The following is a 16612-nucleotide window of genomic DNA, read 5'->3' on the forward strand; positions in this document are numbered from 1 at the left end:
AAAATAGGAGTTATGATACAAATAGAGACTGTGTTACATATTTTAAAAAATGACGCGAATTACCGTGAAATCAGCGATAATGGGAAATACGTCTACGACTGTCATAAGGTGACCTTTACCAAACTAAGCTATGATAGCCGTGATGTCGATGCTGAAACTCTCTTTTTTGTGAAAGGTGCTTCATTTAAGGCGGAATTTCTCAACCAAGCTATTGAAAAGGGACTTACTTGGTATATTGCTGAACAAGACTATCAAGTTGGAATCCCGGTCATTCTAGTCAATGATATCAAACAAGCCATGAGTTTGCTTGCGATGGCTTTTTACGATCATCCAGAGAGAAAATTGCAGTTATTAGGTTTCACAGGAACTAAGGGAAAAACCACAGCAGCTTACTTCGCCTATAATATTCTAAAACAAAGCCATCGACCAGCTATGTTATCGACAATGAATACCACATTAGATGGCAAGCACTTCTTTAAATCAACACTCACAACACCAGAAAGCCTAGATCTCTTTAAAATGATGGCGGAGGCGGTTGAAAATGGAATGACTCACCTAATCATGGAAGTCTCTAGTCAGGCTTACTTGGTTAAAAGAGTTTATGGCTTAACATTTGATGTTGGTGTCTTTTTAAATATCAGTCCAGACCACATTGGTCCCATTGAACACCCAACTTTTGAAGATTATTTTTACCACAAGCGCCTGCTCCTAGAAAATAGCCAGTCAGTTGTTGTGAATAGCGCTATGGATCATTTTGAACTTGTCAAAGAACAAGTAGCAACAAGGCCTCATGATTTCTACAGTGGAGACTCCGAAAACCTGATTATAAAGAGCTCTGCCTTCACTTTTGAAACGACAGGAAAATTAGCTGAGCACTATGATATCCAACTTATCGGACACTTCAATCAAGAAAATGCAATGGCTGCTGGTCTAGCTTGCTTACGACTAGGGGCTAGCCCTAAAGATATTCAAAAAGGCATTGCCCAAACCAGTGTTCCCGGGCGTATGGAAGTCCTCACCCAAGCTAATCAAGCCAAGGTATTTGTAGATTACGCTCACAACGGGGATAGTCTGACCAAATTGCTTGATGTCGTCAGTCACCACCAAACAGGGAAAATCATCTTGATCCTTGGAGCTCCTGGAAATAAAGGCGAAAGTCGTCGCGCCGATTTTGGACAGGTCATCAACCAGTATCCAGAGCTTGATGTCATCTTGACAGCTGATGACCCTAATTTTGAAGAACCACAGGCTATTGCCGACGAGATTGCCAGTCATATCAATCGTCCAGTTGACAAAATCATCGATCGCGAATTAGCCATTAAAGAAGCTATGCAGCGTACCGAAACAGCTAAAGACGCTGTCATCATTGCTGGCAAAGGAGCTGATGCTTATCAAATTGTCAAAGGTGAGCGCTCACCTTACCTAGGTGATCTTGCTGTGGCACAATCTTTTTTATAGTTTTTTAGAATCATTATCAGGTGTTTTTTGAACCATTCTTATTATAGTAAAAGGGCTTTTGATAGCCCTTTTACTGTGCTATAATCAAACACGTATCCGCACATTTGGGAAGTGCTTGCTAAGTTCTTGCCTCTCTAGCTATAAAGGTGAAGAAGGCATTTTTACAAAAATACAAATTAGAAAGGATTGGCTACGATGTCTGACATAAAGGCTGAAACTATTTCGGTAGCTTACGACCATAAAATGATCATTGAACACCTATCACTAGATGTACCCCAAGGTGCTATTACAACTATTATCGGCGCCAATGGTTGTGGCAAATCAACCCTGTTAAAAGCCCTTACGCGTATTCATAAGGTTGAAAAAGGGGCTATCTATTTAGACGGGCAGTCTATTGCTACCTTGCCGACGAAACAAGTGGCTCAAAAAATCGCCTTATTACCACAAGTTTTAGAAGCTACAGAGGGGATCTCTGTCTGCGAATTGGTTTCTTACGGGCGATACCCCCACCAAAAATACCTCGGCAGTTTAACAGCATATGATCGTAGTCGCATCCACTGGGCAATGGAGGTCACTAACACGATTGGTCTCGCTAACAATGATGTCGATACTTTAAGTGGTGGACAAAAACAGCGTGTCTGGATTGCAATGGCACTCGCGCAAGATACAGATACTATCTTTTTAGACGAACCAACTACATATCTAGATCTCAATCACCAATTAGAAGTCTTGGAACTTCTCAAGCGGTTAAATCAAGAAAATGGCAAAACTATCGTGATGGTTTTACATGATCTCAATCTCTCTGCTCGATTTTCTGATCAACTTATCGCCATGAAAGATGGGGACATTCAATATCAAGGAGCTGTATCTGATATCTTAACCGTATCGAACCTTGAGACCATCTTTAACATTAAGGCACACCTTGTAGAAGATCCTATTCAAAAGGTCCCTGTTTTACTTAGCTACCAATTATTACCCTAACCTGGAGGATTTATGAAATACTCAAAATTTATCTCATGCCTTGCTCTAATTGTCATCGGTTGCCTATTAGTGGCCTGTGGCAACACTAAGAAAGAAGAAACATCAGCTCCTCAAACCAATCGCTCAAGTTTGCCAAAGCTAAAAGGATTTACCTATTATGGTGATATTCCTGAGAAACCTAAAAAAGTGGTTAATTTCGCCTACTCTTATACAGGATATCTCCTCGAACTAGGTATTGATGTTTCCTCCTACTCACTCGATTTAGAAAAAAATAATCCCGCCTTTGGTGATAAACTTAAAGACTTACCTCAGCTAACCTCTGCCGATACAGAAGCTATCGCTGCGCAAGAACCTGATTTGATTATCGTTTTTTCACTCGATGACAATATTCAACAACTCAAAAAAATCGCTCCTGTTCTATCTATTGAATTTGGCGCTAGTGACTACCTGCAGGTAATGGAGCAGTTTGGTCAACTTTTCAATAAAGAGAAAGAAGCTGCTGAATGGCTCAAAAATTGGGATCAGCAAGTGGCAGCGGCAAAAGACCAGCTCTCTCAAAAGCTGCCTTCCGATACCCAATTCACTGTTTTAGATTTTTACGATAAAAATATTTACCTCTATGGACCAGCTTTTGGTCGCGGGAGTGAGCTCATCTACCAAGCCCTGGGATATGAAGCACCTCAAAAAGTTCAAGATGATGTTTTCAAAGAGGGCTGGTTAGGCGTTTCACAGGAAGTTTTAGGTGACTATATCACAGACTATGCTCTCGTCAATGTCAATGAGGATAACCAGCAAGTAGCTGCTTCACTGAAAGAAAGTGATGTCTGGAAAAATATTCCAGCAGTTTCCGACGGTCATGTCATTGAAGTTGATTACGACCTCTTCTACTTTGCTGACCCTCTCTCTCTAGAGCGTCAACTCGATGCTTTCGTGACAGCTGTTCAAGCTAAAAAATAAATGACTTAAAGGAATCCTCTGATGTTTAGGAATATGCGATTAAATAAGCCAAACCAGCTTTGGCTTGTTTTTTTCTTACTGCTACTCTTATGTGGATTAGGGAGTTACCTCAGTTTACGCCTAGGTGCGATTCACTTTTCACACCACGAATTGAGACAAGTGTTAACCTCTCCTCTTAAGGACTCTAAGGTCCAAGATATCATTATCGATATCCGCTTGCCCCGTTTAATCGCTGCCTTCTTCGTTGGGGCAGCCATGGCTGAATCAGGCCTCATGATGCAAGGGATCACAAGAAATCCTATCGCAGATCCAGGTCTGTTAGGGATTAATGCCGGAGCTGGCCTAGCCCTAATCCTTGCTCAAGCCTTTTTTAAAAATCTCCACTATACACATATTTTAATCGTTTGCTTGTTAGGTTCAGCGCTAGCAACCCTACTTGTCTTTGTCTTATCCTATCGTAGAGGAAAAGGATACAACCAACTACGCCTCATCCTTGCTGGTGCAATGGTATCAACTCTTTTTTCAGCGATTGGTCAAGCCACCACTCTGTTCTTTCAATTAGAAGCCAGTGTCATTGGTTGGCAGGCTGGTGGGCTAGCACAGACCAATTGGAAAATGCTAGAAATTGTCTTGCCTTTTATCTTACTAGGTATCGTTTTGTCACAGTTTCTAGCGCATCAACTCAACATCCTCAGCCTTAATGAGACCGTGGCCAAAGGATTAGGACAAGAAAACTTGTCAACGACCGTAATCTCACTACTCATTGTTCTCTCTCTTTCAGCGGGAGCTGTTGCCATTGTTGGTTCTATTGCTTTTGTCGGTCTGATAATTCCTCATCTTCTAAAGATGATTTTCCCAAAAGATTACAAACTCTTATTACCAATCACTGCTTTTTCTGGTGGCACCTTTTTGATTTGGATTGATTTATTAGCGCGAACACTAAATCCTCCCACTGAAATTCCCTTAGGGGCTATTATAAGTATGATTGGTCTCCCGATTTTCTTATGGCTTATTAGACGAGGAGGCTATTTATGAGACAAACAACCATCAAAACATCTTATATTTGGCTGCTCCTTCTCTTATCTTTAAGCCTTGCCATACTTGCCTCACTCTCTGTTGGCTACGCCAATACTTCTCTAATAGATGTTTGGGAGCTTCTTCAAGGCAATGCTTCAAGTACGACACAATTTATCATGATGACGATTCGACTCCCCAGAATCATTGCCTGTCTTTTGGGAGGAGGCTCCTTAGCTTTAGCAGGTCTATTACTACAAAATCTGACCAAAAATCCATTGGCTGACTCCGGTATTTTGGGAGTCAATGCGGGCGCTGGCTTGTTCATCTCTCTCTTAATTGGGTTCGTTAATCTATCAGATCTTCAAGCGATCATTGCAATGCCCTTTGCAGCAATGACTGGTGGTACCATCACCATCTTTGTTGTTTATTGGATTTCTCGTAAAAAAAACCACGGTATTAGTCCTACACGGCTAGTGATTACTGGAGTTGGGATGTCCAGTATGATTTCAGGTATGATGATTACTATCCTCTCATCTTTATCCGAACTTAAAATTAATCTCATCATTGAATGGTTAAGCGGTAAAATCACTACCCCCTCCTGGAATATATTAGCCTTGTTTGGGGTCATTATGATCTGTCTTTGGGGATTGACCTATAGTCAGAGCCAGTCCTTAAATATTATGAGTTTGAACGAACAATCCGCATTAGCGCTAGGACTCAATCTACAGCAACAACGCTTGATCATTATGATGCTTGCTACAGCCCTAGCATCACTAAGCGTTGTCATTGTCAGTAACATGACCTTTATTGGTCTGATTTCTGGGCATATCACTAAAAAAGTATTAGGCAATGACTATCACCTCAGTATTCCTGCAAGTCTTTTAGTTGGTATGCTTCTGTTATTAATTTCCGATACTATCGGACGTGTCCTGCTGGTCGGCACCGGAATCCCTACCGGTATTGTCGTAACTCTGATTGGTGCTCCCTACTTTTTATACCTCATGTTAAAAACCGATCGCTGAGAAAGACTTGGCATTTATCTTTAGCATGAGATAATATGTACAGCATCGTTCTTAAAATCGTGAATGTAGCAAATAACATTTAAATTCGTCTAGTTCTGTCTACTCCTATAATAGAGACAAACGATACTTTTGATAGCATAAGTTGCATAAGACTGCTAATATAAGATAAATAGAAACATCTTTTGTAAGCGATGCTATCTTCAACGGCAACTTCCAACTATGCTCAATCCATTTTAAAAACGTGATAAACAAAGTCTCGGGACGCTGGAGCTATTTATCAAAACTGTCTACCTAACAATTTTTAAGAACGATTCTTTAAATAAATGAGTAAGCCATTTAAGGAAAGTTGCGAAATGGCTTTTCATCAATCTAGAATCACATCAACAAAACAAGAGCTAGGGCCCAAACCCTAGCTCTTATTTTACGATTGCAATCAATACGTCAACTCAGCATCTGGATGATTGCCTAAGATCGTCAGCCGTTTGCAGGTCGCAACACGAATAACTCTATTTGACAGATGCAAACCTTATATGTCTAAGCATAATCTATCGCCTAGCCATCTCTGACTATTCAGAGGTAAGTTTAAACGGGTATAGCAATAAAGCATTTTATCCCGAACCTAGTCACTCAAAAGTTCAGATTAACTCTCTCTTGTAAGTTATGCATTAAAGCTTTCGGTTAATTGTGGTACGACTTGTTTCTTACGTGAAACAGCACCTTCAAGGAAGGCATGATTATCTTCAAGTTTGAAATTAAAGGCTGCTTCTACCTTGTCCATGTTTGAACCAAGGGCAAGAATTTCTGAATTTGAGTTGAGGATATCTGTAATCATCAAAACAAAGTCCGAATACCCTTCTGAAACAATGGCTTCAGAAATCGCTGCTTCAATCTCTTCTTGGCGTCCCAAGACTTCAGCAATATCAACCGTGTTCACTTGAGCGACGCGGACATTATTACCATTTAGCTCGAAGGTCTTAGCATCGATGTCAATCAATTCGGCTGCTGATTTGCTAGAAAGATTTGTCCCTGCTTTGAGCAATTCAAGACCATATTCTTCCAAGTTAACACCAGCAATTTCTGCCAATTCTTTAGCCACTTGTGAATCTGACTCGTGGGTTGTTGGTGATTTTAAAAGGAGAGTATCTGAAATCAAACCTGAAAGCAGTAGACCAGCAACTTCTTTTGGAAGCTCAACATTATTTTCTTTAGCGGCGCGAAAAACGATAGATGATGCTGATCCGACTGGCTCTAAACGCATGTAAAGAGGGTTTGCTGTCTCAAAGTTAGCTACACGGTGATGGTCAATAACAGCTGCTACTTCTACTTCGCGGATATCTGAGATAGACTGTTGGAATTCGTTATGGTCTGTCAAAATAACTTGGTTAACACCTTCTGCTTTAGCAGATCCTATAACACGTGGTGCATCGACACCAAAGTAGTTAAGGGCAAAGGTTGTTTCTTCATTTGGTGTACCAAGGGCTACAGATTCAGCATCACGACCAAAAGCTGTACGTTCTAAGTAAGCCCAACCGTATGATGAAGCAATGGCATCCGTATCAGGATTTTGGTGACCAAAAACTAAAAATTTAGACATATTTATACCTCTTTATTTTTTCAAATTCTCCTACATTATACCATAAGTCTAGGTAAGTTACCAAAGAGCCTGTTAACAAATTAAACCATAAAAAAAGCCAGAGAACAAGCTCTGACTATATCACTTAAGCACCCTGCATACGTTTCATATAATCGGTGTAACTTTCCGTATGCATGATGTCTTTAGCATTTTGCACACGTGCTGGTGTCGGTGGTTTGACACCTTCTAACTTATAAGGGATACCTAACTCGCGCCATTTGAACTCACCCATGGTGTGATAAGGCAATATTTCAAATTTATCCACATTTTTCAGAGTTTTGACAAATTGACCTAATTCCTCTAACTCATCATCAAAATCCGTCAAACCTGGTACCAAAACATGACGAATCCAAACGGGGACTCCCTTATCAGAAAGGTAACGCGCACAGGCTAAAATATTGCGATTCGACTGCCCTGTCACTATTTTATGTTTCTCAGGGCGAATGGCTTTGATATCAAGCAATACCAAATCAGTCACTTCTAAAAGTTTATCAAAGACCTCATGATAAGCCGGTTTATCACGAAAAGGTAATGCACAGGTATCTAAGGTACAATGAATACCATATTTTTTAGCTTCATGGAAAAGGGCTGTGACAAATTCAATCTGCAAGAGAGCCTCTCCACCAGAAACTGTAATACCTCCGTTTTTACCCCAAAAATGACGGTATTTCATCGCTTCATTCAAAACATCTTCAACAGTTCGTTCCTGAGAGTTATTGGTTTCCATTTGCCAAGTATCGGGATTATGGCAATACTGACAACGCATTTTACAGCCTTGCATGAAAACAATGAAACGGATGCCCGGCCCATCAACAGATCCAAAGCTTTCTGTCGAGTGGATCATTCCCGTCACTTGTGAATAATCAATATCTGCCATCGCAACCTCCTCATGTGAAAATGTTTTTGTAACCGTTTTTATGAATTCTATTATACACTTTTCATTATTAAAAGAAAAGATATGACCGAGTCACAAGTCTTATCACAGAAAACTTCTTTTATAGAACAGAAAAAATCACAAATGTTTCCATCTGTGATTTTCGGATTTAGTCTTCTTCTATTTCTTCGGGAATATCTGAAATCAACAATTTCAGTTTGGTAATACGCCCATCTTTTACCTTATCATTAATCAAGGTTAGTCGCTTATCGTTGCTATCCACCACATGCTTTTCTTTAACTTCCTGACTCGGAATAGAGCCAACACCTGTCAAATAAAACCCTGCGATAGTATCCACATCATCACTCTCTAAATTCGTTTCAAAGTAATCATTGAACTCATTCAGTGTCATAGTCCCTTGGACAATATAGGTGTTCTCAGCAATTTCACGAACAGACTCCGCAGCCAAGTCAGTCTCATCATCAATTTCACCGACAATCTCTTCCAAGAGATCCTCTAAGGTCGCGATACCTGCCATCCCACCATATTCATCCAATAAAATAGCCATTTGATTTTGTGTCGCTCGTAACTGTGTCAACAGGTCATCCACAAAAATCGTTTCAGGAACAAACAGTGGTTCCTGCATGATCCGTCGGATGTTGATGTTGTCAAAACCATTGGTAAAGGCATCGTTCAAAATCTTTTTAGTATGAATAAGACCGATAACCTTGTCCTTATCCCCATTATAAACTGGGATACGAGAATAATTCTCTTTCAAGATGGCTTGGACGATTTCTTTGATGTCATCATTGATGTCCACCATGAAAGCATCGGTACGAGGAACCATGACCTCACGCGCCATCATCTCATCAAGTGAGAAAATCCCTTGAAGCATGCCAATTTCATCTGCATCCAATGACGCTTCACTATTGGTCAAAATGTACTCAATTTCATCACGAGTCATTTGCTCATCCGCATCATCAAAACTCATTGGCGTAATACGACTAAGTAGATTGGTCGATGCTGACAGTAGCCAAACAAATGGGCTAACAAGCTTACTCAAAACTAGGATAACAGGTGCTGAAATGACCGCTAGGTTTTCCTTAAGGTTCATGGCAATACGTTTGGGATAAAGTTCACCAAGAACGATCGAGATATAGGTTAAGAAGATAAGCGAAATCACACTACCAATTGTATCGGCTAATCTCGAATTCCCAAACCAACTGGCAATAACCTCACCCAATGAATCCGCAAAGTTAGCACCGGCTAAGAGGTTGATCAAAGTGATCCCCACTTGAATCGTTGATAAAAAGTCATTAGGATTTTCTAACACCTTTACCAAACGGACAAACTTCTTCTCGCCCTCTTCTGCTTTTTGCTCAACACGAGATCTGTTTAACGAAACCAACGCCATCTCACTAGCTGAGAAAAAGGCATTCAACAGGGTTAAAATAAGTAATAAAATAAATTGTAAAATCAAGGACTGACCGGGGTCTTCCATCAATGTTCTCCTAAAATGTCAATATAGTGTCTCTATTATAGCATAAATTCTTAAAATCAGGTAAGCATTTCAGCCCTAAAGAAGCAGAAAAAGAGCCATCACAGGACTTTTCCAAAGTTTTTAAGAAAGCGACTAAGAAATCACAATCCTGAAAAATCATAGAGTTGGGGATACTCGTGACATTGAGGATTTTTAGGATGGCAAATGGCCCGTCCAAAGTAAATCATAGCCTGGTGAGCGGGAAGCCATTCTTCTTCAGGCAGAACTTCCATGACACGTTTTTCAATTTCTAGAGGGGTTGCCGACTTTTTGACAATATCATGATGTTTACAAATCCTTGTGACGTGTGTATCCACAGCAAAAGCAGGGATACCAAAGCCAACGCTCATGACCACATTAGCTGTCTTTCGTCCCACACCAGCCAAACTTTCCAATTCAGAGCGTGTTTTAGGCACTTCGCCGCCAAAGTTTTCCAAAAGTTGTTGAGAACATTTTTTTAAAAATTTAGCCTTATTGCGATAAAGACCTAGTCGAGAAATATAAGTAGCAATTTCCTCTTCTTCCGCGAGCGCCATAGCCGCAGGCGTTGGAAAAGCTTCAAAGAGAGCAGGCGTCACTTTGTTAACGGCAGCATCTGTCGTTTGTGCCGATAAGGTTACTGCCACTAAGAGTTCAAAACTATTGCGAAAGTCCAAGCTAGGCTTAGCATCTGGAAAGAGAGCGATAATCTCTTCAATAACCTTACGTGCCCGTTTTTTTGATAAAACCATAATCTTCCTTTTTTATGAATAATAACCACACTTCTAGTAACTAGACTCAATTCTAGACTACTATCATGAGATTAGTCCTAACACTGAGGTGCAGGGGGAGTTGATGAAAATCTTCAGTAAACTTCTTTACTAAACCTGCACCTGTGATGCCAACTGCATTTGTCCCATTTTCAACCGAAACAGCCCCAGATAATGGTGGATTAACAAGAAGCCTATTAACAAATCGTGATAACTGTCTAGGCTTTCTCTCTACCTTAGGCTATCTACAAATCCAACTCTGCATATGGTGTACGATAACCGATTTGTAGGACCTTATCATCCTCGATAAGAATGGGGCGTTTGATGAGCATACCGTCTTTTGACAAAAGTTCTAAAGCCTCATCAACCGTCAGGCTGTCAAACTTATCTTTGAGACCCAGCTCCCTGTAGGAATTGCCTGAAGTATTGAAAAACTTCTTCAAATCAAGGCCAGAATTTTCCAAAAGCTCCTTGAGGAGGCTGACTTTGGGTGGATTAGTCTTGATATCCACTGACTCGTAGGCCAGACCAAGCCTGTCCAGCTCCTTCTTAGCCTTCTTGCAAGTCGTGCATTTAGGGTATTCGTAAAAAGTATACATCATTTCTCCAATTCTAAGAGCGCTGCCTTGCGCTCAAGGCCACCAGCATAACCTGTCAAGGAACCATCAGCCCCTAAAACACGGTGGCAGGGCACAACAATGGATAGAGGATTTTTGCCAACGGCAGAGCCAATGGCTTGCGCAGACTTGCAGTTTAGCTCTGTAGCCAGTTGACCATAGGTCGTCGTTTGACCGTAGGGAATGGCCGCTAGCGCTGACCAGACCTGATGCTGAAAGGCAGTCCCATGCGGAGCCAGTCTCAATCGACTAGGTTTGGGCTTGCACCCTGCAAAATAATCATCTAGCCAAGCCTTAGCCTCCCGGTGCGGAGCTACCTCTTGCTCCACAATCTGAGCCACCTCAAACCCACGCTCAAAGTAAGCTTGTCCGACAAAGTAAATCCCCAAAAGAGACTCCTCATCAGCCAAAAGACTGATTTCCCCAAGGGGTGACTGGTAGTAAGATCTATAAAACATGCTTGGCACTTTCTTGACGCAAATATTTTTCCCACTTAGCTATTAAAGGTTCAAAATCAGGTAGGGACTCGCCATTAAAAAGAGCTTCTAGGCGCTCCATATGGACAGCCCAGCCCACCATATCCTTGATGGCATCTGCAAATTCATTTTGGTAGGAAACTGGGATTTTTTCTTGAAAAACAAGGCCGTCTTCCGTAAGACTAAAGGTAACAACAGCCTGATCCCACTGAACAGCCAATTTCTTTTCTGGCAGACACTCCAAAAAAGGTAAGTCTTCGCGGAAATCTACCATAACAAAATGCCAGGCTTTTTCAGAAGCTTCCAGTTCTGGAAACCAGGAAGAGAGTTTTTCAGTCTTGGTCAAATACTCCCAAACGTCCGCCTGGCTCATTGGGTATTGAAAAGCCATACGATGGTACCAATAGCCATCTCTTTGATGTAATTGTGATTGCATACTGTCATTATATCATAGAAGCTGATACTGGAAAAAGTAGGATATCAAAAACTATCATCGAGGCACTGCATCTCTCATTTCCTTCCCATGCCAAAAAGGCTGGGCACATACCCAACCTAGACTTGCTATTCTATACTTTTGTCCTAAACATGACTCCTTAAGCCGCTTGAATGATTACTCGTCCCTCTTTAAGGTCAGCTCTCAAATGCTTGCTATCCAAATGGTCAAGGTAGAAGTCCGTCACTTTATCTCGGATATCGTTCTCAATAACCCGACGTAGCGGTCTTACCCCCATAGTGTCATCATAGCCCTTGTCAATCAAGTAATCAATCACTTGGTCAGATACCTTTAGGTCAATATCCTTTTTAGCCAAGGTAAGATTAACTTTAGCTAACATCAAATCAACAATGGCTCTCAAATCTTCTTTGCTAAGCTTGTAGAATTCAATGACAGCGTTAAAGCGATTCAAGAATTCTGGACGGAAATATGGCGCAATGCGATCCATAATGGCAATCTCTTCTTGATCAGGCTGGTCATAACCAAAGCCAGCGTTAGAGGTGGCAATAATGACGGTATTTTTGAAGTTTACCTGATTGCCCTGACCGTCTGTTAAGTGGCCATCATCAAGAACCTGGAGTAAAAGCGTAATCACTTGAGGATCAGCTTTCTCTATTTCATCCAAAAGCACGATGGAATAAGGATTGCGGCGCACACGTTCTGTCAAGGTGTGTGCATTATCGTCGTAACCCACGTAACCAGCTGTCGTTCCGATTAACTTAGACACAGCGGTACGATCGCTATACTCAGACATGTCCAGTCTGATAATGGCTTCTGTCGTGCCAAATAGGTCTAAAGCCAACTGTTTCGCCAGCTCTGTTTTACCGACACCGGTAGGTCCGACAAACAAGAAACTACCGATAGGACGATTGCCTTCATCAAAACCTGCGCGATTACGGCGAATGGCACGAGAAACAGCTTCTACAGCATCATTCTGACCAATGACCTTACCTTCCAAACGCTCAGTCATGCCTTTCAAACGTTCAATATCGGAAGCACCCATTTGTGAAACAGGAATACCTGTTAAACGCTCAACGGATTCTGCAATATCATTGACACTAGCTGTGACGCGTTTATCTTCCGTATGATTATCAATAAGCTTTTGAAGCTCCTCAATTCTGACCTTAGCTTTCAAAGCATTTTCATAATCTTCTTTTTCAGCAAAGTCTTCTTGTCTTTGTTTTTGCTGATCAATTTCCGCCTCCAAGGACTTGATATCGGTCACAGGATGGGCCGCTGCCAAGTGAGCAGCTGTCATATCTAATAAATCGATAGCTTTATCTGGCAGATGACGTTGGGGAATGTATTGTACAGAGTAATCAACCGCTGCCTTTAAAACCTGATCTGGTAGGACAACATTGTGATGCGCCTCATACAAGGACCTGATCCCTTTTAAAATCTCCAAAGTATCCTCAGCTGATGGGGCATTAACCGTCACTTCATTAAAACGACGTGCCAAGGCAGCATTTTTTAAAATGGTGTTGCGATATTCGTCTTGAGTCGTTGCTCCAATCACTGTTAATTCACCGCGTGAAAGAGCTGGCTTCAAGATATCAGCTAGACCTTTGGAACCCGAATCGCCGCCTGTTGAACCTGCTCCTAAAATTTGATGAATTTCATCAAAAAAGAGGATGATATTACCGGCTTCCTTGACATCAGACATGAGTTTTTGGATATTTTCTTCAAATGCGCCACGATACTGAGTCCCTGCTTCCAAGCCAGAAATATCAATACTGATGACTTCCTTATTCTTGATGCTAGCAGGAACATCGCCTGCTACGATTGCCTGAGCCAAACCTTCTACGACAGCTGTTTTACCAACACCTGCATCACCTACTAAGACAGGATTGTTTTTGGTACGACGCGCTAGAATTTCTGCTGTCTCTTGGATTTCTTTATTGCGCCCGATGACGGGATCCAACCGTCCTTGACGCGCTTCTTCGGTCAAGTTAGTTCCTAACTCTTGCAAGATACTATCTTTCTTAAGCTTTGCGCCTTGACTTTCCACTGCTTCCTCAGCAAGAGATGCTGGCAATTGCCCTGTTTGGCGGTACTTAGCAAACTCCTCTGGCGTTACCTCACGGCCATTGATCAAATAGCGTTTGTTTTCAGAGCGATAGCCATTCATATTGCCCATTAGTTGGTTAAATAAATCGTCCATATTGTTAAAATTGTTGTTCATATTGTTTCCTCACTTTATTTCTGACTAATACTGACCAATTTTCTAAAAAAAATAGACCTGGTCATCTTGTAAACATATCCTTTTGAGTTAAGAGCCTAAGGATGATTTCTGGTGCCGCACTTGGGACTAAACCATCTCCCATCAAATGGATACTAAGCTTTCTATGAATCATCATGCACCTCCATCTTCCTTTGATTTTTAAACTGACCATCTCTGACCTTTTCTTTAAAAAGATAATGGCTACTAATCGAAGCCATCCAAGTTCAGTGGTCATGGGTGTCTGTAAGGACCTCTTCTTCCTTACATGCTTATTATACATCATTGGTCAGTAAAGGTCAATAGAAAATTTGACTATTTTTGACCTTTTTTATCTTTTGGAAACCTATAGATAGAAAAACAGCTATTTATGTGATTCTTTACACAATATTTACTTCTTTTTTACAAAATCTCCATCAAATCCTTACAATTCTTGATTAGACTAAAGATGGAAATAGATTCCAAATACCTAAGGAGATACTTATGAAAAGAAAATGGACCCTGGCCAAAAAAGTGGGATTACTAATCGCAAGTAGTAGCTTGATTTTAGCTGCCTGTCAGCAAGGCGCAAATCTCAAATTAGATACTAAGGCAGTCAACGATGCCTCTGCCGCTAAAAAAACAGCCAATGGCAAAGATGTACAGCTCTATGATACAGGTAGAGCAAAAACAGAAGACTATTCTAAAGTCAATGACAATCAAGCTAAATACGTCTTCCTTTTTATCGGTGATGGCATGGGGGTAACACCTGTGACAGCTGCTGAGAATTACTTAGGCTATACCAGAACTAACAAAGGGGAGGTCTATCCTGACCGCATGAATTTCACAGAAATGCCAGTGGTTGGGATGAAAACACAGTACGACTGCCACTCCTTTATTCCGGACTCTGCCTCAACAGCAACTGCTTTTGGAACAGTCATTAAAACACAAACAGACACCATCGGCTTGTCAGGGGATTTTACAAAATCAGCTGACTCCGTTGCTGAAAAAGCGAAGCGAGCTGGTAAAGCGGTAGGTATCGTCTCTTCTGTAACCCTAAATCATGCCACACCTGCTGCCTTTTATGCCAACGAAGAATCTCGCAATTCTTACTATGATATCGGTCTCCAGATGGCTGAAACGGACTTTGATTATTTCGCAGGAGGCTCTCTCAAACATCGAACTGGTGAAAACGAGGATCAAAAAGATCTCTACGCAATTATGGAAGAAAAAGGCTATACTATCGCTGATACCAAGGAAGAGGCTAAAGCTATCAACAAGGATTCAGAAAAAGTTTACCTTGTGGCAGAAGACTTGCAAGATGATGGGGCTATGACTTATAAGATTGACCAGAAAAAAGGCCAGCAAGACCTCAATGACATGGTCAGAAAAGGGATTGAAGTCATGGAAGATGATCCTGAGGGCTTCTTCATGATGGCTGAGTCGGGTAAAATCGACTGGGCAGAACATGCCAATGATGCTGCAACAACCGTTGAGGAAGTCATTGGCTTCCAAGATTCGATCCAAACGGCCATTGATTTTTACAATGAGCACCCAGATGAAACACTAATCGTCGTTACTGCTGACCATGCAACAGGTGGCTTCACCATTGGAAATAGCTCAACAGGTTATGAAACCTTCTTTGACCAACTAACTCATCAAAAAGGGTCTCAGGTTGAATTTAACAACTTGGTACAAGCCGAGCTAGAAAAAAATCCATCCTTAAGCTTTGAAGCGTTTGTACCTAAAATCGAAGATTTCTTTGGCTTACAGCTAGATCCAGATGCACCATCAGAATCAATCTCAAACAGCGAAAAAGATAGCTATTTAGCTAAACAAGCTGAAAATCGTAAACTCTGCTCAAAAGAGGAATACCAAGAACTCAAGACTGCTTTTGAAGAATCTAAAAAAGACGATGATGACCAGCATGTTCATTATGGAGGCTACACACCAATCGCCATTACAGCAACGCGAATCCTAGACAAAAAGGCAGGTTTGGCTTGGACAACCACAGACCACTCTGGGGATAAGGTTCCTGTATACGCTATGGGCTCAGGCGCTTACATGTTTGATGGGGAATACGATGACACAGACGTTGCTATCAGAGTAGGAGAGGCTATGGGCTTTAACGGCGATCCTGCGAAAGCAAAAGAACAAGTCGAAACAGAAACTAAAAAACCAACAGGAGTTGGCTAAAAACCTAAACAAAGTGGGCAATAAAAGAAATAAGACTGGGCTTGATCCAGTCTTATTATTATGGTTTAAAGTCAGCTTTTCTTTGGTCGTAACTTACTAGAAAGAAGCCGCTTTAATAGACGAACAAGGCAACTCATTTGGTTGATTCAGCTCATTCGACAAGCTTTGAGTGAGGCAATCTCGCCAGATACTATTGTGATTATGGACAGTTTTCCATTGCCGCTTTTCCAGCCTATTCGCAATCATAGAGCCAAGATTTTCAATGATGTCGCTGATATTGGGTATAATGCCACTAAAAACCTTTGGTGCTATGGTTTTAAAGTCCATATGCTGGTCACTTTGTCGGGGGTTATTCTCAACTATGTTGTGACACCAGCCTCTGTTCACGACATTAAAGTCGTT

At 41.3% G+C, this 16612-nt stretch carries 14 protein-coding genes and 1 pseudogene; 7 read left to right on the forward strand and 8 right to left on the reverse strand.

Annotated elements, in window-relative coordinates; translation table 11 throughout:
- Positions 1–12: 12 nt before the first annotated feature.
- The 5 genes from G574_RS0105920 to G574_RS0105940 all read left to right on the forward strand — a co-directional run bounded on the left by G574_RS0105920 (position 13) and on the right by G574_RS0105940 (position 5435).
- Positions 13–1458, forward strand: a complete 1446-nt coding sequence (locus G574_RS0105920; protein WP_029691392.1) for a UDP-N-acetylmuramoyl-L-alanyl-D-glutamate--L-lysine ligase — start codon at positions 13–15, stop codon at positions 1456–1458.
- 195 nt (positions 1459–1653) lie between these two features.
- Complete coding sequence (locus G574_RS0105925) at positions 1654–2439, forward strand: ABC transporter ATP-binding protein (RefSeq protein ID WP_029691393.1); 786 nt, start codon at positions 1654–1656, stop codon at positions 2437–2439.
- A 12-nt stretch (positions 2440–2451) separates the two neighbouring features.
- Positions 2452–3396: an ABC transporter substrate-binding protein gene (locus G574_RS0105930; protein ID WP_029691394.1), complete on the forward strand. Its 945-nt coding sequence runs from the start codon at positions 2452–2454 to the stop codon at positions 3394–3396.
- Between the two features lie 21 nt (positions 3397–3417).
- Positions 3418–4431, forward strand: a complete 1014-nt coding sequence (locus G574_RS0105935; protein ID WP_029691395.1) for a FecCD family ABC transporter permease — start codon at positions 3418–3420, stop codon at positions 4429–4431.
- The gene (locus tag G574_RS0105940) at positions 4428–5435 is read left to right on the forward strand and encodes a FecCD family ABC transporter permease (RefSeq protein ID WP_029691396.1); all 1008 of its coding nucleotides are present in this window, start codon (positions 4428–4430) and stop codon (positions 5433–5435) included. The genes G574_RS0105935 and G574_RS0105940 overlap by 4 nt, the downstream gene beginning before the upstream one ends.
- Positions 5436–6093: 658 nt before the next feature.
- Here the strand turns inward: G574_RS0105940 and G574_RS0105945 are convergent.
- From G574_RS0105945 to G574_RS0105980, 8 genes are all read right to left on the reverse strand, one after another.
- Entirely contained in the window at positions 6094–7029 is a 936-nt protein-coding gene (locus G574_RS0105945; RefSeq protein ID WP_029691397.1) for a manganese-dependent inorganic pyrophosphatase, read from the reverse strand.
- A 124-nt stretch (positions 7030–7153) separates the two neighbouring features.
- Positions 7154–7945, reverse strand: a complete 792-nt coding sequence (gene pflA / locus G574_RS0105950; protein WP_029691398.1) for a pyruvate formate-lyase-activating protein — start codon at positions 7943–7945, stop codon at positions 7154–7156.
- 166 nt (positions 7946–8111) lie between these two features.
- The gene (locus tag G574_RS0105955) at positions 8112–9443 is read right to left on the reverse strand and encodes a hemolysin family protein (protein WP_029691399.1); all 1332 of its coding nucleotides are present in this window, start codon (positions 9441–9443) and stop codon (positions 8112–8114) included.
- Between the two features lie 140 nt (positions 9444–9583).
- A complete protein-coding gene (nth, locus tag G574_RS0105960) occupies positions 9584–10213 on the reverse strand; it encodes an endonuclease III (RefSeq protein WP_029691400.1) in 630 nt (209 codons plus the stop codon).
- 263 nt (positions 10214–10476) lie between these two features.
- On the reverse strand, positions 10477–10830 hold the full coding sequence (locus G574_RS0105965) for a Spx/MgsR family RNA polymerase-binding regulatory protein (protein ID WP_029691401.1): 354 nt from the start codon (positions 10828–10830) through the stop codon (positions 10477–10479).
- On the reverse strand, positions 10830–11306 hold the full coding sequence (locus G574_RS0105970) for a methylated-DNA--[protein]-cysteine S-methyltransferase (RefSeq protein ID WP_029691402.1): 477 nt from the start codon (positions 11304–11306) through the stop codon (positions 10830–10832). The genes G574_RS0105965 and G574_RS0105970 overlap by 1 nt, the downstream gene beginning before the upstream one ends.
- A complete protein-coding gene (locus G574_RS0105975; RefSeq protein WP_156828111.1) occupies positions 11296–11760 on the reverse strand; it encodes an SRPBCC domain-containing protein in 465 nt (154 codons plus the stop codon). The genes G574_RS0105970 and G574_RS0105975 overlap by 11 nt, the downstream gene beginning before the upstream one ends.
- A 157-nt stretch (positions 11761–11917) precedes the next feature.
- Entirely contained in the window at positions 11918–13999 is a 2082-nt protein-coding gene (locus tag G574_RS0105980) for an AAA family ATPase (protein ID WP_029691404.1), read from the reverse strand.
- Positions 14000–14518: 519 nt separating this feature from the next.
- Between G574_RS0105980 and G574_RS0105990 the strand changes: the two genes are divergently transcribed.
- Together G574_RS0105990 and G574_RS10840 are read left to right on the forward strand one after the other, a co-directional pair.
- The gene (locus tag G574_RS0105990) at positions 14519–16210 is read left to right on the forward strand and encodes an alkaline phosphatase (protein WP_029691406.1); all 1692 of its coding nucleotides are present in this window, start codon (positions 14519–14521) and stop codon (positions 16208–16210) included.
- Between the two features lie 75 nt (positions 16211–16285).
- Positions 16286–16612: pseudogene (locus tag G574_RS10840) on the forward strand (IS982 family transposase); the annotation flags it as partial.

Origin of the sequence: Streptococcus hyovaginalis DSM 12219 (assembly GCF_000420785.1) — a bacterium.
Taxonomy (GTDB): Bacteria; Bacillota; Bacilli; order Lactobacillales; family Streptococcaceae; genus Streptococcus; species Streptococcus hyovaginalis.